Below are 16506 nucleotides of genomic sequence, written 5' to 3'. Positions count from 1 at the left end.
GCCCAAGCTCTGGACTTCCTCAAGTGTGCTTTGGGCCGGGCGGTGGCCGGGCATCTCCCGGGCACGCAGGGAGCGGAACGCCCACGGGGGGCCGTTTCGGGGGACCCGCGGGCGCTGTCCGCGGGATCGGAAGGGAGCGTGGAGCCCATGGGGGGTGCGGTGGTTCTGGTACTGGTCGCGGCGGTGTTCGGCGCGGTCCTGGTCGGGGCCGTGCGCCGGGGCCGCGGGCGCGGGCGGAAGGTCGCGCTGTCCAAGGGGCGGCGCGTGCGGCGCGGGGTGAGCGGGGGCGGCGCCGGGGGAGCGGGGTGGTGGGCGTCCTCGGACGGCGGCTCCGGCGGGGACTCGTCCTCCGGGCACCACTCCGGCGGCCATCACTCGGGCGGTCACTCGGGCGGCCACCACTCCTGCGGGGGCCACTCCTCCTGCGGGGGCCACTCCTCGTGCGGCGGGGGTTCGTCCTGCGGGGGCGGGTGCGGGGGCGGCTGACGCGCGGCGCCGGAACGGGAGAAGGACCGCGCCTCGGCGCGCGCCCCGTGCGCGCCGAGGCGTACGCCGTGGTTGAACAGTTGAGCAGGTAGGCCCTCTGAGGGATGGAAACCCTCCGAAGTTGGGTAAAAAGGCTGTGGCGGCACCGCCGTTCATGGTTCGCTCTACTCGCCGACGCAGCCCCCAGGACATCCTGCTCACACCTCTTCCGAACTGGTTTCTGGACCGGGTTCCGAACTGGTTCCGAACCGGGGTGGCCGGGCCGTCCTCCTCGTGTCGACCGGGGTGCGCCGGGCCCCAAGTCTTCTTTCTTCTGCGTGCTAGCGGAGCCGATCCATGCTCACGACCCTGAACACCTCCTACACCGACACGAGCGCCGCCGACCTCGCCTGGGCCCTGGGGCGCGAACCACTGCCCGCCCTGGCCGTGCTCGACCTCGAAATGGCCGAGGCAAAACTCCAGTTGAGACTTCTCGGCGCCTCCCACCAGGTCCTCCTGGAGGAGGAGCGGGGCGCGTGTTCGGAGACGGTCGCGTGCATCGCGGGCTCCAGCACGCCCCTTCCGCTCGGCGTGGCCAAGCGCGTGGGCGACTGGGAGTACGAGTTCGCGGCGCGCGTCGAGGAACTCACGCCCGGCTCGTTCGCGGGCCGCGCCCAGGAGTTGCTGGCCCTCGTCTCCGACCACCCGCACGGACTGGCCGGCGTCTTCCCGGGCAGCCCGCACGCGTTCACCGCGATGCTGGCGCAGCGGCAGGGCGGCCAGGTCCACTGGCGCACCTGGCACGCCTATCCGCAGGACGGCCAGTTGGTGGCGACCCGCACCCGGGTCGGCGCCCGCCGCCGGGCACCGGTTCCGGTCAGGTGAGGGGGTTCGTCAAACGCGGGGGGCAGCCACAACTCCGGTTTCCACACGTGTGGGTGACGATACGTGATAGATCTGTGACGTAACGTCACAGCTGTGATCGAACCGCATGCCCCGGCACCGCCCGGTCCGGCCCCGCCCCCCTCGGCCCCGCCCCCCTCGGCCCTGCCCGCTTCGGCTCTGCCCTCCTCGGCCTCCTCGGCTCCGACCCGTGCCGCTCCGGGCCGCCGTCCTGACCCGTCCCGCTCCGGCCCGCCCCGCCCGAACCCGCCAGGCGCCACGGCGTCCGGCCCGAAGGCGTCCCGGAGCTGCGCCGATCCCGTGTGGCTGCCCGTGCGGCCGGGCACCGGGCGGTTCCTCGTCCTCGCGGGCGTCTTCGTCTGCGCCGCCTGCGGCCTGGTGTACGAACTCGAACTGGTCGCCCTCGCCTCGTACTTGATCGGCGACTCGGTCACCCAGGCGTCCGTCGTGCTGTCCCTCATGGTGTTCGCCATGGGGATCGGCTCGCTCGCCGCCAAGCGGCTGCGCCGGCACGCCGCCGTCGCCTTCGGCGCGATCGAGGCGACGCTCGCCCTCGTCGGCGGCCTGAGCGCCATGGCGCTCTACGCCGTGTTCGCCTGGACCGGCGCCTGGGGCGGCCTGTGGACGGACGGCCCGCGCTGTCTGCTGGTCGCCTTCTCGCTGGCGATCGGGCTGCTGATCGGCGCCGAGGTGCCGCTGCTGATGGAGCTGATCCAGCGGATCCGTCGCCAGGACGCGGGCGGCGCGGTCGCCGACCTGTTCGCCGCCGACTACGTGGGCGCCCTCGTCGGCGGCCTCGCCTTCCCCTTCCTGCTGCTGCCGCTGCTGGGCCAGTTGACCGGCGCGCTGCTCACCGGCGCGGTCAACATCGTGGCCGGGGGCGCCCTCGTGCTCGGCCTGTTCCGGCGCGACCTGAGCCGCCGCGCCCGCTGGCTGCTGCTCGCCGTCAACCTCACCGTGCTCGGCCTGCTGGCCTCGGCCGCCGTCCTGGTCGACGACTTCGAACAGGCGGCGCGGCACGCGGTGTACGGCGACGACGTGCGCGTGGCGGCACAGAGCGGCGTCCAGGAGATCGTCCTCACCGGCGGCACCCGGGGCCGCCCGCTCGATCTGTTCCTCGACGGGCGGCTGCGGGTCGGCGGCCAGGACCAGCGCCGCTACCACGAGGCGCTGGTCCGCCCCGCGATGAGCGGTCCGCACGCGCGCGTGCTGATCCTCGGCGGCGGCGACGGCCTCGCCGCCCGCGAGGTGCTGCGCCACCGGGGCGTCGAGCGGGTGGACCTCGTGGAACTGGACCCGGCCGTCGTCCGCCTCGCCCGCACCGACCCGGCGCTGGCCCGGCTGAACGGCCATGTCTACCGCGACCGGCGCCTCCATGTGACCACGGCCGACGCCTTCGGCTGGCTGCGCGGGGCACCGGCGGCGGCGTACGACGTCGTGATCGAGGATCTGCCCGATCCGGGCATCACGGCGAGCACCAAGCTGTACGCACAGGAGTTCTACGGTCTGGCGCGGCGCACCCTGGCGCCCGGCGGGCGGCTCGCGGTGCACGCCGGGCCCTTCTCCTCCCGTCCGCACGTCTTCTGGACGGTGGACGCCACGGTGCGCGCCGCCGGGCTGCGGACCGCGCCCTACCGGGTGACCGGCCGCGACTCCGGCTTCGCCGCGGGTCCCGACCGGACCACCGGCGCGGCCCGCGCGCCCCGCGACTGGGGCTTCCTGCTGGCCTCGCGCACCGCACCCGTCCTCACCCTGGACCCCGGGGCGCCGCGCCCGAGCACCCTCACCCCCGGCGCTCTGGCCGCCGACGCCCGCGCCGCGGCCCGTGCCCGGGTCCCGGACCTGCCTCCCTCGACACTCGTCCACCCGCGGTACGCCGGTTGAGGCAACGTTCCTGCGGAACGGGCGGGGGCGCGCGGGGGCTGTGGAGGCGGTGGGGCCCGGGGGCCGCGGGACGCGGAAGCCGTGGGGCCCGGGGAGAGACCCGGAGGGAGTGAGAGGGGAGTGGGCCGGGGGCGTGGCGGGCCGTCCCCCTCTCCCCCCGGGAGCGGGACGGGCCGCTGTACCCCCAAGCGCCTCCCCCGTCGGACGGCACCCCGCGGTTCCGCGTACGTCGCTGGTATCCCCGGTATCTCCCGTACGTCCCCCGTACGTCCCGCGTGACGCCGTCGCCGCACGAACCTACGGGCCGCCGGGGAACCGCGCATCCCGCCAGGGGTGGAGGCGCCGTCAACCTGTGCGGTACTTCCGCCGTCCGCCTCCACCTTCCGCGGTACGGCGCAGGGGTGACGCGGCGGCCCGTGCACGGGGTCTACGCTCCGGCGATGCGGATCCACCCCCGCGCGGTCGACGGCCTGACGGCCCTGGTGGCGACGGCCGTGGCGGGCCTGCTCGGTGCCGAGGCCGCCGCCCAGGGGTGGCCGCCGTTCGACCCCGCCGCCTGGGCCCTCGTCGCCCTGGCCAATCTGTCGCTCGCCCTGCGCGGCCGGGTCCCGCTCGGCGTCTTCCTCTTCGTTCATCTGTGCTGGATCGCGTATGTGGCGCTCGGCCACTGGCCGGTGGTGGACACGCCCGCCGCCATGGTCGCCCTCTACACGGTGGCCGCCGCCCGCTCCGCCCGGACCGCCGCCGCCTGCGCCGGGCTGCTGGGCGGGACCTGGGTCTACGCCGGAGTGGTCAGCCACTCCGACACCATGGCGTCCGTCGTCGGCCAGGCCGTCGGCTACCCGCTCGTCCTGTGGCGGTTCGGCCAGGTCGCCCGCCGGTCCGCCGAGCTGACGGTGCGGCTGCGAGCCGAACAGGCCGAGCGGGCCCGGCGCGAGGTCGCCGGGGAGCGGGTGCGGATCGCGCGCGAACTGCACGACGTGATCGCCCACCACATGGCCGTGATCACCATTCAGGCGGGCCTCGCCCGGTTCGTCCTCGACACCGACACCCGCACCGCCCGCCAGGCACTCACCACCATCGGCGCGGCGGGCGGCGAGGCCCTGGCCGAGCTGCGGCGGATGCTGGGGCTGCTGCGCGCCGAAGGAGCCGAAGGCGCCGCCGGGACCGGCGGGACCCCCGGGACCGGCGAGACCTACGGCCTCCGGGAGGGCGGCGCCGCCACCGAGCCGGCCCCCGGCCTCGACCGGCTGGAGGAGCTGGTGGAACGGGTCCGGGCCGGGGGCGTCCGCGTCGGCGTACGGATCCGCGGCACCCCCCGGCCGCTGCCCCCGGGAGTGCAGCTGTGCGTCTACCGGGTGATCCAGGAGGCCCTGACGAACGTGCTGAAGCATGCCCCGGGCGCCCGCGCGGACGTAGAACTCGTCTATCTGCCGCACGAGGTGACGGTTTCGGTGACCGATGACGGAGGGAATCGAGCCAGAACGGCCGGGACCGGCGGCCATGGCTTGATCGGTATGCGCGAGCGCGCCAAGCTCTACGACGGGACGATCGCCGTCGGACCGCGGCGCGAGGGGGGATTCGGCGTGCGCCTGACCCTTCCGACACCACCGCCGGAACAGGCCGCACGCCGGGGAGGCGCCGACACGGAATGATCCAAGTGCTGGTGGTGGACGACCAGTTCCTCGTCCGCAGCGGACTGGCCGCGCTGCTGCGCGCCGCCCCTGGGATGGAGGTCGCCGGGGAGGCGGCGGACGGCGCCGAGGCCGTGGCGCTGGCCGCGCGGATCCGCCCGGACGTGATCCTCATGGACATCCGGATGCCCGGGACGACGGGCATCGAGGCGACCCGCCGGATCCTCGCCGAGGCGCAGGGCCCGGCACCGCGCATCCTGATCCTCACCACCTTCGACCTCGACGAGTACGTGTACGACGCCCTGCGGGCCGGTGCGTCGGGCTTCCTGCTGAAGGACGCAGGGCCCGAACGGCTGCTGGCCGCGGTGACCGCCGTGCACGGCGGCGACTCGCTCTTCGCGCCCGGCGTCACCCGGCGCCTGGTGGAGGCGTTCACCCAGCGCCCGGACACCCTGGCCGAGCCCGCGGGCCCGCTGTCCCGGCTGGGCGCGCTGACCTCCCGGGAGGTCGAGGTGCTGCGCCTGGTCGCCCGCGGCCTGACCAACGCCGAGGCCGCCGACCGCCTCTTCATCAGCGAGGCCACGGTCAAGACGCACCTCAACCGCACCATGACCAAGCTCGGCCTCGCCAGCCGCGCCCAGGCGGTGGTGCTCGCCTACGAGACGGGCCTGGTGCGCCCGGGGAGCGAGACCTGACCGTCGGAGGGTAATCCGGCGCGCCACTGGGTAACCTCGGCTGACATGGAGCACGAGGTGTTCGTTCCGGTTCCGGCCCGGCGGCTGCGGGCGGTGCTCGCCGATCCCGCGCGGGTGGCCCGCGCGGTACCCGGGCTTCAGCAGGAGGCGGGGGCCGAGCCCGTCGCCGGCCGGCTGAAGGTGCGTATCGGCGGCCACTCCATCACCTACCGGGGCACGCTGCGGGTCCGCCCCCGCGACGACGGCGGGTACGCCGTCGAGGGCGAGGCGACCGAGTCGCGCGGCAGCGGTGCGGTGAAGATCGGGCTCACCCTCGGCCTCCGCGACACCGACGAGGGCACCGCCCTCGTCTTCGGCGGCACCGCCTCCGCCGGGGGCCGGGCCGCCGGGCTGGCCCCGGACGCCGTACGGTCCGCCGCGACCCGGCTGCTGCACCGCTTCGCGCACAACCTGGCGGCGGGCGCCGCCGAGTCCGTCCGGTCGTCGGCCACGGAGGACTTCGCCCCGGCGGCGACCGGCGACTTCGAGGCCGGTCCGGACGCGGACGACGCCCCGGTGCCGCCGCCCGGCGCGGATGCCGGGAAGGACACGGACGCCGGGCAGGACCCGGGCGCGACCGCCGCCGACCGTACGGAACCCGCCGGACCGTCCGGGCACCGCTCCGTCTTCGACACCGAGGTCCCGCCGTCGTCCCTGGACCCGCTGGCCGACGACGAGGACGAGGAGGATGCCGACGTCGCCGACGACGGCATCGACGAGGCCGAGGCCGAGGCCGAGGCCGAGGCCGAGGACCTGGGCCAGGATCCCGGCGAGGGTCTGGAGGCGAGCGGGGGCGCGGTGGCGGGCGGCGGGACCGACCAGGGCCTTCCCGCCGGTGGCGGCGGTCCGCCCGCCGACGACGACTTCACCTCGGCTGGCACCCCGCCCGCCGAGGCGGCGCACGCCCGGCGCACGATGATCGGACGCAGCGCGGAGGAGGTGGACCACGCCCCGCCGCGCGGTCGCTACGCCCCCGTGCCCGCCCCCCTCACCGTCTCCGCCCACTCCACCCTGCGCTGGGCCGCCCCCGCCGCCGCCCTGATGGTGGCCGGCGCGATCGTCGTGGGCCGGGCACTCAGGCGGCGCCGCTGACCCGGCGAGAGACGGGACGGGGCCGCCGTACGGATGCCGCTGCGTCCCCGGCGCGCCCCAGGCGCGGGTCCGGTGCGGGCCCCGGCGCGCGTCGGAGCGGCGGCCGGTACCGCCCGTGCTCTCCCGACCGGCCCAGTAGCCTCGTCGCGTGAGCGACGACGACATCACGCTGACCGCGGGCGACGCGGAAGCGACCGTACGGCCGGGGCACGGCGCCCGCATCGGCGGACTCCGGGTGGGCGGCCTCGAACTGCTCCGCCAGGGCGACCGGTTCGGCTGTTTCCCGATGGTCCCCTGGTGCGGCCGGATCCGGGAGGGCAGGTTCCGGGACGGTGCCACCGTCCACCAGATGCCGCTCAACTCCCCGCCGCACGCCATCCACGGCACGGCGCGCGACGGCGTCTGGAAGATGGCCCGCGTGTCGGAGAACGAGGCGGTGCTGACGTACGACCTCGGCGAGCCGTGGCCCTACCCCGGCCGGATCACCCAGGTGGTCGCGCTGTCCGAGGACGCGCTGACGCTGTCGATGGCCGTGGAGACGTACGACTCGTCGTTCCCGGCGCAGATCGGCTGGCACCCGTGGTTCAACCGCACCCTGGACGGGCAGGACGTGCGCCTCGACTTCACGCCCGCCTGGCAGGAGGAGCGCGGCGGCGACCATCTGCCCACCGGCCGCCGCATCGACCCGCTGCCCGGCCCCTGGGACGACTGCTTCGGCATGCCCGGCGGTGTCGGCGTCACCCTCACCTGGCCCGAGCGGCTGGAGCTGGAGGTGACCAGCCCCGAGGAGTGGGTCGTGGTCTACGACGAGCAGGAGGCCGCGGTGTGCGTGGAGCCGCAGACCGGGCCGCCGGACGGGCTCAACACCTGTCCGCGCCTGGTCACGCCCCTGGAGCCGCTGGAGGCGACGACGACCTGGTCCTGGTGCCGCCTTTAAGCTGACTGCCATGAGCGACGTTCGCGGCGAGCTGCTGCAACAGATCAAGGACAAGGCCGTGGTGCACGGCAAGGTGACCCTGTCGTCGGGGAAGGAGGCCGACTACTACGTCGACCTCCGCCGCATCACCCTGGACGGCGTGGCGGCCCCGCTGGTCGGTCAGGTCATGCTCGACCTGACCGCCGATCTGGACTTCGAGGCGGTCGGCGGCCTGACCCTGGGCGCCGACCCGGTGGCCACGGCGATGCTGCACGCCGCCGCCGCGCGCGGCAGGACGCTCGACGCGTTCGTCGTGCGCAAGGCGGGCAAGGCGCACGGCCTCCAGCGCCGGATCGAGGGCACCGAGGTGGCGGGCCGCCGGGTGCTCGCCGTGGAGGACACCTCCACCACCGGCGGTTCGGTGCTGACCGCTGTGGAGGCGCTGCGCGAGGCGGGCGCCGAGGTCGTCGCCGTCGCCACGATCGTGGACCGGGCCACCGGCGCCGCCGAGGCGGTCGCCGAGCAGGCGGGCGTGCCGTACGTGTTCGCGTACTCCAAGGACGACCTGGGCCTGGACTGACGGGGGCCGGGGCGCCCGCCGCGGCCCCGCGAGACGGTTGTCCACAGGCGGGGCGACCCGGTCATCCACAGGCTGGACAGGGTGTCCGAACCATCCGGCTCCGTCTGCGAAGATGGGGCCGACGATGACGTCACTCCCTAGGTCAGGGCCGTAAGTACGCAGAACGCACCCCGCACATACAAGGAGCGGACAGATGCCCATCGCAACCCCCGACGTCTACAACGAGATGCTCGACCGGGCGAAGGCAGGCAAGTTCGCCTACCCGGCCATCAACGTGACGTCCTCGCAGACCCTGAACGCGGCCCTGCGCGGTTTCGCCGAGGCGGAGAGCGACGGCATCGTCCAGATCTCCACGGGTGGTGCCGAGTTCCTGGGCGGCCAGTACAGCAAGGACATGGTCACCGGTGCCGTGGCCCTGGCCGAGTACGCGCACATCATCGCCGAGAAGTACCCGGTCAACATCGCGCTGCACACCGACCACTGTCCGAAGGACAAGCTCGACGGGTACGTGCGTCCGCTGCTCGCGCTCTCCAAGAAGCGCGTCGAGGCCGGTCTCGACCCGCTGTTCCAGTCCCACATGTGGGACGGCTCCGCGGAGACCCTCGCCGACAACCTCCGGATCGCGCAGGAGCTGCTGGAGCAGGCCCGCGCCGCCAAGATCATCCTGGAGGTGGAGATCACCCCGACCGGCGGTGAGGAGGACGGCGTCTCCCACGAGATCAACGACTCGCTGTACACCACGGTCGACGACGCGGTCCGCACCGCCGAGGCGCTGGGCCTGGGCGACAAGGGCCGCTACCTGCTGGCCGCCTCCTTCGGCAACGTGCACGGTGTGTACAAGCCGGGCAACGTCGTCCTGCGCCCCGACCTCCTCAAGGAGCTGAACGAGGGCATCGCCGCCAAGTACGGCCGCCCCGCGGGCAGCAAGCCGTTCGACTTCGTCTTCCACGGCGGCTCCGGCTCCACGGAGGAGGAGATCCGCACCGCGCTGGAGAACGGCGTGGTCAAGATGAACATCGACACGGACACCCAGTACGCCTTCACCCGTCCGGTCGTCGACCACATGTTCAAGAACTACGACGGCGTCCTCAAGGTCGACGGCGAGGTCGGCTCCAAGAAGACCTACGACCCGCGCACCTGGGGCAAGCTGGCCGAGGCCGGCATGGCCGCGCGCGTGGTGGAGGCCTGCGGCAACCTGCGCTCGACCGGCACCCGGATCAAGTAGCCGACCGGGGCGGTTCGTTCCGCGCGCCCGCCCCCGACGCACCAGCGAGCCCGCGCCGTCCGGCGCGGGCTCGCTGTGTGTCCGGGGGTGTCCGGGGGGGCGGGGTGCCCCGGGACGGTGTCAGCGCTTCAGTTCGGCGTACGCCTCCGCGCTGCTGTCCTGGAGGAACTGCCGGCACCGCTCCGCCTCGTCGGTCTCCTCGATCTCCCCGGCGGCACGCGCGAGGGCGGCCAGGCAGCGCAGGAATCCGCGGTTGGCGCGGTGGTCCCAGGGGATGGGGCCGTGCCCCTTCCATCCGGCCCGGCGCAGCTGGTCGAGACCGCGGTGGTATCCGGTGCGCGCGTACGCGTACGACGCGACGACCCGCCCCTCCTCGAACGCGTCGTCGGCGAGCATCGCCCAGGCCAGCGAGAACGTCGGATGCTTCGCCGCGACCTCGGCCGGCGAGCGGGACTCCTCGCCCAGCAGGCGGTAGGCGTCCTCGTTCTCCGGGAGGTAGGTCGGCTCCGGGCCGCCCAGCAGGTTCTTGTGCGTGGTCATGAAAGCAGTCTGCCACCCGGCGCCCGGCAGCCGGGACGCCGTTGCCCGGTCGGTGACGAGGCGCCGCGGGCCGGTCGGTGACGGGATGCTGCGGGCCGGTCGGTCCGGATGCGCGCACGCGTGCACGCGCGCGTGCGGGTGGGGCGACCACCGTCCCGTCCGGCAGCGTCTCGGCGTGCGCGTGCACGCGCGCGTGCGGGTGGGACTGCGCCGGTGCCGGAAGGGTGGGGCGGGCCGGGTGCCGGACGGGGGTGCGGGGCACCGGCCCGGCCTTGCGATCTGTGCCGAGGCTGCGCAGGATGCGGGTGGGGACCGGGGCCCCCGTGCCGGCATCGGCAGGGGCGGACCGCTACCCGGAGTACATGCAGGAGACAGCGATGTCCCACCAGGCTCGACCGACCCCCCGGCCCGCCGAGGCAGCTGAGCCCGAGACCCCGCATCTCGACTTCGAAGGCACCACGCCCTACGAGGACTACGTCAGGGCGGACGTCCTCACCCACCTCCAGCACACCCTCTCCGACGACCCCGGCGAGATGGTCTTCCTGGTCACCTCCCAGGTCATGGAGCTGTGGTTCACCGTCATCGTCCACGAGTGGGAGACCGCGGCCCGCGCGCTGCGCGCCGACGACGTCCCCACGGCGATCGCCGCGCTGAAGCGGTCCGTACGCGAGCTGGAGGCGCTGAACGCCTCCTGGAAGCCGCTCGGCCAGCTCACCCCCACCCAGTTCAACAGCTACCGGAGCGCTCTCGGGGAGGGCTCCGGGTTCCAGTCGGCGATGTACCGGCGCATGGAGTTCCTGCTCGGCGAGAAGTCCGCGTCGATGCTCGTCCCGCACCGCGGCGCCCCCCGCGTCCACGCCGAGCTGGAGAAGGCGCTGCACGAGCCGAGCCTGTACGACGAGGTCCTGCGGCTGCTCGCGCGGCGCGGGCATCCGGTCCCGGACGCCGTCCTGCACCGCGACCTCACCCTGCGCTACGAGTCCTCGCCCGAGGTGGAGGCCGTCTGGACGGCGCTCTACGCCGGTGACGAGGCCGATCAGCTCGCCCGTCTCGGCGAGGCGCTGACGGACGTGGCCGAGTTGGTGTGGCGCTGGCGCAACGACCACCTGGTCGCCACCCGGCGCGCGATGGGCGCCAAGTCCGGCACGGGCGGCTCCGCCGGGGTGGCCTGGCTGGAGAAGCGCGCGCAGAAGAACGTCTTTCCCGAGCTGTGGACGGCGAGGTCCCATGTCTGAGATCCAGGTGTCCGAGACATCCGAGAATCCGGTGTCCGAGACATCCGAGAATCCGGTGTCCGAGGCGTCCGAGAACCCGGTGCCGGGCGACGCCCTCGCGGGCAGGGCGGAGAAGCTCGACGCGGCCGACGCGCTGGCCGCCGTGCGCGAGCGGTTCGTCCTGGACGATGTCGTCTACCTCGACGGGAACTCGCTGGGCGCGCTCCCGGCGCACGTACCGGACCGGGTCGCCGACGTCGTCCGCCGCCAGTGGGGCGAGCTGCGCATCCGCTCCTGGGACGAGAGCGGCTGGTGGACCGCGCCCGAACGGATCGGCGACCGCATCGCCCCGCTGGTCGGGGCGGCGCCGGGCCGGATCGTGGTGGGCGACTCGACGAGCGTCAACGTCTTCAAGGCGCTGGTCGCGGCCGTGCGGATGGCCCGCGAGACGGGCGAGCGCGGCCAGGGCGGGGAGGGGGCCGGGCGGGACGAGATCCTGGTCGACGCGACCACCTTCCCCACGGACGGGTACATCGCGCGCTCCGCGGCCCGGATGACCGGCTGCGAGGTGCGTCCCGTGGCGCCCGCCGAGGTGCCGGGCGCCCTGTCCGGGCGGACCGCGGCGGTCCTGCTCAACCACGTCGACTACCGCACCGGCCGCCTGCACGACCTGCCGTCGCTCACGGCCGCCGTGCACGCGGCGGGCGCGTACGCCGTCTGGGACCTGTGCCACAGCGCGGGCGCCCTGCCCATCGGCCTGGACGAGCACGGTGTCGCCCTGGCGGTGGGCTGCACCTACAAGTACCTGAACGGCGGCCCGGGGTCACCGGCCTTCCTGTACGTCCGCCAGGACCTCCAGGAGCGGTTCGACTCGCCGCTGCCCGGCTGGAACTCGCACGCCGAGCCCTTCGGTATGCGCCCGGAGTACGAACCGGCGCACGGCGCGCTGCGCGGCCGGGTCGGCACGCCCGACATCCTCTCCCTGCTCGCCCTCGAAGCCTCGCTGGAGGTCTGGGACGGGGTGCCGATCGAGGCGGTACGGGCCAAGTCCCTCGCGCTCACGGACTTCTTCCTGGAGTGCGTCGCGGCGTACGTGCCCGCCGGGCGTGTGGAGTGCGTGACCCCGGCGGAGCACGACCTGCGCGGCAGCCAGATCGCCCTGCGCTGCCCCGATGCCGGGCCCGTGATGAAGCGGCTGATCGAACGGGGCGTGGTCGGCGACTTCCGCCGTCCGGACGTCCTCCGCTTCGGCTTCACGCCGCTCTACGTCGGGTTCGGCGACGCGGAGCGCGCGGCACGGGTGCTGGCGGAGGTGCTGGCGGAGGTACCCGGCGAGGAGTAGGCGCGGGCGCCGACGCCTGGTGAGGTGAGGTGCGGGCGGTGGGGCGGTTCCCCGGCGGTCTTCGGGCCGGTGCGCGTGGGGAGCCGCTTGCGGCCCCGCTGCTGCCCTCCGCGCGCACCTCACCGAGCGTGACATCCGCGTGTAGGCCCACGTCACCGGCCTGATACCGTCCCGGCCAACGGCCGAACACCATTCCTTGTTCGTCCCAAGGTTCGTCCCAAGTACGTTATGCCGCTGAGAGGTTGGAGCATGCCGGACGCCGCCGCACCCCGCGATGCCGCGCAGTCGCAGAACACCGCGGGCGGTGCCGCCGCGGACCGTGCCGACGCCGCTCGTACGGCGCAGGCGCGTGCCGCGGCGGAGGAGGCGGCCCTCCTGTCCCTCCCGGCCGTGGACCCGGACGCCACCGCCGCGTACGGCGATCACCCGGACCAGGTGATCGACTTCTACGCCCCGCGCACGGGGACCGGTGCGGTGCCCGGGGAGGCGCCCGGGTCGGCTCCGCTGGTGGTGGTGCTGCACGGCGGCGCCTGGCGGGCGCCGTACGACCGCCGCCACATCACCCCGTTCGCGGACTTCCTCGCGCGCCGGGGCTTCGCCGTGGCCAACGTCGAGTACCGGCGCGGCGGCACGTCCGCCGCGCGGACCGCGGGCGGGGCGGACGCGGGCCCGGTGGCGGGCCGCTGGCCGGACACCTTCGACGACGTGGCCGCGGCGCTCGACGCGCTGCCCGCCCTGGTGCGCGAGGCCCTGCCCCGGGCGGACCCGCGGCGCACGGTGCTGACCGGGCACTCGGCGGGCGGCCAGCTCGCCCTGTGGGCGGCGGCCCGGCACGTCCTGCCCGCCGACGCGCCCTGGCGCACGGACCGCCCCGTCCCGCTGCGCGGCGTGGTCGCCCTCGCACCGATAGCCGACTTCGAGGTCGCCGGGACACTCGGGGTGTGCGGCGGGGCGGCGCTCCAACTCCTCGGCGGTGCCGACGGGTTCGCCGCCCGCAGGGCGTACGCCGATCCGGCCCTGCTGCTGCCGACCGGCATCGCGACGACGGTGGTGCAGGGACGGTCCGACGTGGAGGTGCCGCAGGCGGTCGCGGAGTCGTACACGGAGGCGGCGGCCAAGGCGGGCGAGGTGGTGGGCCTGACCCTGCTGGGGGAGGTCGGCCACTTCCCGCTGATCGACCCGGCGGCGGACGCCTGCGCGGTGGTGGCGGAGGAGATCGCCCAACTGGCCTGGTGAGGCGGTCGGGTGCGGGGCCTGGCACGTTGCGGTCCTGGTCCTGGTCCTGGTCCTGCTGGTGCTGGGCTCGGGGCCGGCCCCGGTCATACCCCTAGTACCTGAGAGCTACGGCGGAGGACAGCTCCGTGGCGGGACGCGAGCGACGTCCCCGGATCCGTAATTTCCCTTCCAGGCGAGCCCGGTGAGCGGGCCGGGCGGAGGGGGAGACGGGCCATGGGGCTTGAGCCGGGGCGGGGACGGGGACGAGGGCCGGTCCTGAGGCCGGGGGCGGAGCGGGAGAGGTCACGGGCTGCGCCGTGGACGGAGACGGCCGGGACGGAGACAGCCGGGCCTCGTGCGGATGACACGTCCCGTACGGCGGGCGGCACTTGTGTGGCTCCGACGCCGGAGCCGGGGCCGGAGCCGGGGGCGGGGCCGGAGCCGGGGGCCCCGGTCCGCCGGAGGCATCGTGCACGGGGATGGCGGCGCGCCCTGCTCGCCGTTCTCGTCATCGCGGCGGTGGTCGTGCCCCTGTCGGGGGCGGCCCGTCCGGAGATCCCCGCCCCGGCCCCCGCGGCCCTCGCCGCCCCGACCCGGGCCACGCTGGAGGCGGACTACGCGGCCAACCGCGCCAACGCCGCGCAGGCGTCCCGCATGGCCGCCGCCCACGGCGACACGCACCGCGCCGCCGTGGACCGGGAGCTGGCCTCGCCCGCCCGTCGGCTGCTGGCCTTCGACGGACGCGGACCGGGCCTGGCCACCGAGGTACTGGGCGACCTGGCGCACGCCGACCGGGTGGCCGTCCTCGTCCCCGGCTCCGACACCTCGCTCGACACCTGGGGCAGATTCCGGTCCGGTGCGCTGTCCCTGTACCGCGAGCTGACCCGCCGGGCCCCGGCCGGGACGCACCCGGCGGTTGTCGCCTGGCTCGGCTACCGCACCCCCGCCACCGTCAGCACCACCGTCCTCACCCCCGGCCGCGCCGAGCAGGCGGCCCCGCACCTGAGGCGGCTGGTGCGGGACCTGCGGACGGTCACGGACGCGCCGGGCCGCCCGGCCCGCCTCACCCTGGTGTGCCACTCCTACGGTTCGGTGGTCTGCGGCGCGGCCGCCACCGGCCTCGACGTCTCCGACATCGCCCTCGTCGGCAGCCCCGGCACGGGAGCCGCCTCCGTGGCCGCGCTGCACACCCCGGCCCGGGTGTGGGCGGCCCGCGGCGCCGACGACTGGGTGGCGCATGTGCCCCATGTGCGGGCCGACCTGTTCGGTACGACCGTCGGCCTGGGCGCCGACCCCATGGACCCGGCCTTCGGCGCCCGGGTCTTCCCGGCCGGGGCGGGAGGCCACAGCGCCTACTTCACACCCGGCTCCCCGTCGCTGACCAACCTGGCCCGGATCGTGCTGGGCACCCCCGTCGACCGGGGCACCCCCGAGGAGGAGCGGTGACCGACACGACCCGTGCGTCCGGGCCCGCGCCCGCCGTGCGCGCCCGCATCACCCTGCCCGACCGGATACGGGCCGCGGCCCGGCGGACCGACGAGGCCACCCCGCCCCGGCGGGACCGGGCGGTGGACGCGCTGCGCGCGTTCGCGATCCTCGGTGTGGTCCTCGGCCACTGGCTGGTCACGGCCCTGGTCGCGGGCGGCGGCACCGGATCGCACCCGGCGCTGCACACCGCGAGCCCCCTCCAGCACATGCCCTGGCTGGCGCCCGTCTCCTGGGTCTTCCAGACCCTCGCCGTGTTCTTCCTGGTCGGCGGCCATGTGGCGACCCGAGGGTATGTCTCGGCGCGGGCCCGGGGGGTCACCTACCCGCGGTGGCTGAGCCAGCGGCTGTCCCGGCTGTTCCGGCCGGCCGCCGCGGTCCTGACGGTGTGGGCGCTCGTCGCGGGCGCCCTGCTGCTGACCGGTGCGGACCCGGGCACGGTCCGCACCCTCGTCAAGCTGGCGCTGTCCCCCATGTGGTTCCTCCTGGTCTTCGCCGCGCTGACGGCCGCGACCCCGCTGCTGGTCCGGCTCAACCCGCTGTGGCCGCTGGCCGTCGTCCTCCATGTGGACCTCCTGCGTCTCGGACTCGGCGCGCCCGGCTGGCTCGGCTGGCTGAACCTGCCCGCCGGCTGGCTGGTCCCGTACACCCTGGGCGCGGCGTGGACCCGCGGCGAGCTGCGCGGCCGCCGTGCGGCCTGGCTGCTGCTGACCGGCGGCGCGGCGGCGACCGCGCTCCTCGTCGCGGGTGCCGGATACCCGGCGTCGATGGTCGGCGTCCCGGGCGCGGCGGTCTCCAACCTCGACCCGCCGACCCTGGCCGCCGTCACCTTCGGCCTGGCCCAGTGCGGCCTGGCCCTGCTGCTGCGCGAGCGGCTCGGCCGGGCGATGCGCCGCCCGCTGGCCTGGACGGCCGTGGCCGCGGTCAACCTGTCCGCCATGACGATCTTCCTGTGGCACCAGACGGCCCTGATGGCGGTCACGGCCACGGGCCTGTTCGCGGGCCGCCTCCCCGGTCTGCACACCGTCCCCGACGGTCCGGGCTGGATCGCGTCCCGGCTGGTCTGGCTCCCGGTCTTCGCCCTGGCGCTCGGCGTCTGCCGGACCGCCTTCCGCGGCTGCGAGCAGGGCCCGCGCCGCCCCCGGAACCGGCCGTCCCGGGTGATCCGCGTGCACCGCGGCAGACCTCCGGCGTCCCAGCGGGGGCCGCGCCGTGCCTAGGTCCTCTCGGTCGGATCATGCCGGGCTCGCGGACCCTGGCACCGCTCCCTCAGCCGC

General features: G+C 75.1%; 14 protein-coding genes. 13 read left to right on the top strand and 1 reads right to left on the bottom strand.

The window, feature by feature from the left end; genetic code table 11:
* Nucleotides 1-822 precede the first annotated feature (822 nt).
* From B086_RS0124165 to fbaA, 8 genes are all read left to right on the top strand, one after another.
* Nucleotides 823-1350: a DUF2617 family protein gene (locus tag B086_RS0124165; RefSeq protein WP_018569013.1), complete on the top strand. Its 528-nt coding sequence runs from the start codon at nucleotides 823-825 to the stop codon at nucleotides 1348-1350.
* 318 nt (nucleotides 1351-1668) lie between these two features.
* On the top strand, nucleotides 1669-3252 hold the full coding sequence (locus B086_RS0124160; protein WP_018569012.1) for a polyamine aminopropyltransferase: 1584 nt from the start codon (nucleotides 1669-1671) through the stop codon (nucleotides 3250-3252).
* A 440-nt stretch (nucleotides 3253-3692) separates the two neighbouring features.
* Nucleotides 3693-4907, top strand: coding sequence for a sensor histidine kinase (locus B086_RS0124155; protein ID WP_026252723.1), 1215 nt, complete (start codon nucleotides 3693-3695; stop codon nucleotides 4905-4907).
* Nucleotides 4904-5581, top strand: a complete 678-nt coding sequence (locus B086_RS0124150) for a response regulator (RefSeq protein ID WP_026252722.1) — start codon at nucleotides 4904-4906, stop codon at nucleotides 5579-5581. The genes B086_RS0124155 and B086_RS0124150 overlap by 4 nt, the downstream gene beginning before the upstream one ends.
* Nucleotides 5582-5626: 45 nt before the next feature.
* Nucleotides 5627-6712, top strand: coding sequence for an SRPBCC domain-containing protein (locus B086_RS0124145; protein WP_018569009.1), 1086 nt, complete (start codon nucleotides 5627-5629; stop codon nucleotides 6710-6712).
* Nucleotides 6713-6860: 148 nt separating this feature from the next.
* Entirely contained in the window at nucleotides 6861-7649 is a 789-nt protein-coding gene (locus tag B086_RS0124140) for an aldose 1-epimerase (protein WP_018569008.1), read from the top strand.
* 10 nt (nucleotides 7650-7659) lie between these two features.
* Complete coding sequence (pyrE, locus tag B086_RS0124135) at nucleotides 7660-8208, top strand: orotate phosphoribosyltransferase (RefSeq protein WP_018569007.1); 549 nt, start codon at nucleotides 7660-7662, stop codon at nucleotides 8206-8208.
* A 193-nt stretch (nucleotides 8209-8401) separates the two neighbouring features.
* Nucleotides 8402-9433 (top strand): class II fructose-bisphosphate aldolase, encoded by a 1032-nt coding sequence (gene fbaA / locus B086_RS0124130; protein WP_018569006.1) that lies wholly within the window; start codon nucleotides 8402-8404, stop codon nucleotides 9431-9433.
* A 120-nt stretch (nucleotides 9434-9553) separates the two neighbouring features.
* Here fbaA and B086_RS0124125 read toward each other — a convergent pair whose 3' ends face one another.
* Nucleotides 9554-9973, bottom strand: a complete 420-nt coding sequence (locus tag B086_RS0124125) for a DUF3151 domain-containing protein (RefSeq protein ID WP_018569005.1) — start codon at nucleotides 9971-9973, stop codon at nucleotides 9554-9556.
* Nucleotides 9974-10350: 377 nt separating this feature from the next.
* On the opposite strand from B086_RS0124125, the gene B086_RS0124120 reads away from it, so the two are divergent.
* From B086_RS0124120 to B086_RS0124100, 5 genes are all read left to right on the top strand, one after another.
* Nucleotides 10351-11208 (top strand): tryptophan 2,3-dioxygenase family protein, encoded by an 858-nt coding sequence (locus B086_RS0124120; protein WP_018569004.1) that lies wholly within the window; start codon nucleotides 10351-10353, stop codon nucleotides 11206-11208.
* Between the two features lie 31 nt (nucleotides 11209-11239).
* Complete coding sequence (kynU, locus tag B086_RS0124115) at nucleotides 11240-12529, top strand: kynureninase (protein ID WP_420712564.1); 1290 nt, start codon at nucleotides 11240-11242, stop codon at nucleotides 12527-12529.
* Between the two features lie 249 nt (nucleotides 12530-12778).
* Nucleotides 12779-13765 (top strand): alpha/beta hydrolase, encoded by a 987-nt coding sequence (locus B086_RS0124110; protein WP_018569002.1) that lies wholly within the window; start codon nucleotides 12779-12781, stop codon nucleotides 13763-13765.
* Nucleotides 13766-14269: 504 nt separating this feature from the next.
* Nucleotides 14270-15190 (top strand): alpha/beta hydrolase, encoded by a 921-nt coding sequence (locus B086_RS0124105; protein WP_018569001.1) that lies wholly within the window; start codon nucleotides 14270-14272, stop codon nucleotides 15188-15190.
* Nucleotides 15187-16449 (top strand): acyltransferase family protein, encoded by a 1263-nt coding sequence (locus B086_RS0124100; protein ID WP_018569000.1) that lies wholly within the window; start codon nucleotides 15187-15189, stop codon nucleotides 16447-16449. Before B086_RS0124105 ends, B086_RS0124100 begins: the two co-directional genes overlap by 4 nt.
* Nucleotides 16450-16506: the final 57 nt, after the last annotated feature.

This window comes from Streptomyces sp. PsTaAH-124, assembly GCF_000373685.1.
Classification (GTDB): Bacteria; Actinomycetota; Actinomycetes; order Streptomycetales; family Streptomycetaceae; genus Streptomyces; species Streptomyces andamanensis.
The sequence above is the reverse complement of the archived record's forward strand: the minus strand, read 5'-3'. Positions and strand labels throughout refer to the sequence as shown.

Excerpts from the sequence above, each read along its gene's own strand:
- B086_RS0124145 (WP_018569009.1), top strand. The coding sequence starts at position 5,627 with ATGGAGCACGAGGTGTTCGTTCCGGTTCCGGCCCGGCGGCTGCGGGCG.
- B086_RS0124150 (WP_026252722.1), top strand. The coding sequence starts at position 4,904 with ATGATCCAAGTGCTGGTGGTGGACGACCAGTTCCTCGTCCGCAGCGGA.
- fbaA (WP_018569006.1), top strand. The coding sequence starts at position 8,402 with ATGCCCATCGCAACCCCCGACGTCTACAACGAGATGCTCGACCGGGCG.
- B086_RS0124110 (WP_018569002.1), top strand. The coding sequence starts at position 12,779 with ATGCCGGACGCCGCCGCACCCCGCGATGCCGCGCAGTCGCAGAACACC.
- B086_RS0124155 (WP_026252723.1), top strand. The coding sequence starts at position 3,693 with ATGCGGATCCACCCCCGCGCGGTCGACGGCCTGACGGCCCTGGTGGCG.
- B086_RS0124125 (WP_018569005.1), bottom strand. The coding sequence starts at position 9,973 with ATGACCACGCACAAGAACCTGCTGGGCGGCCCGGAGCCGACCTACCTC.
- B086_RS0124120 (WP_018569004.1), top strand. The coding sequence starts at position 10,351 with ATGTCCCACCAGGCTCGACCGACCCCCCGGCCCGCCGAGGCAGCTGAG.
- B086_RS0124165 (WP_018569013.1), top strand. The coding sequence starts at position 823 with ATGCTCACGACCCTGAACACCTCCTACACCGACACGAGCGCCGCCGAC.
- pyrE (WP_018569007.1), top strand. The coding sequence starts at position 7,660 with ATGAGCGACGTTCGCGGCGAGCTGCTGCAACAGATCAAGGACAAGGCC.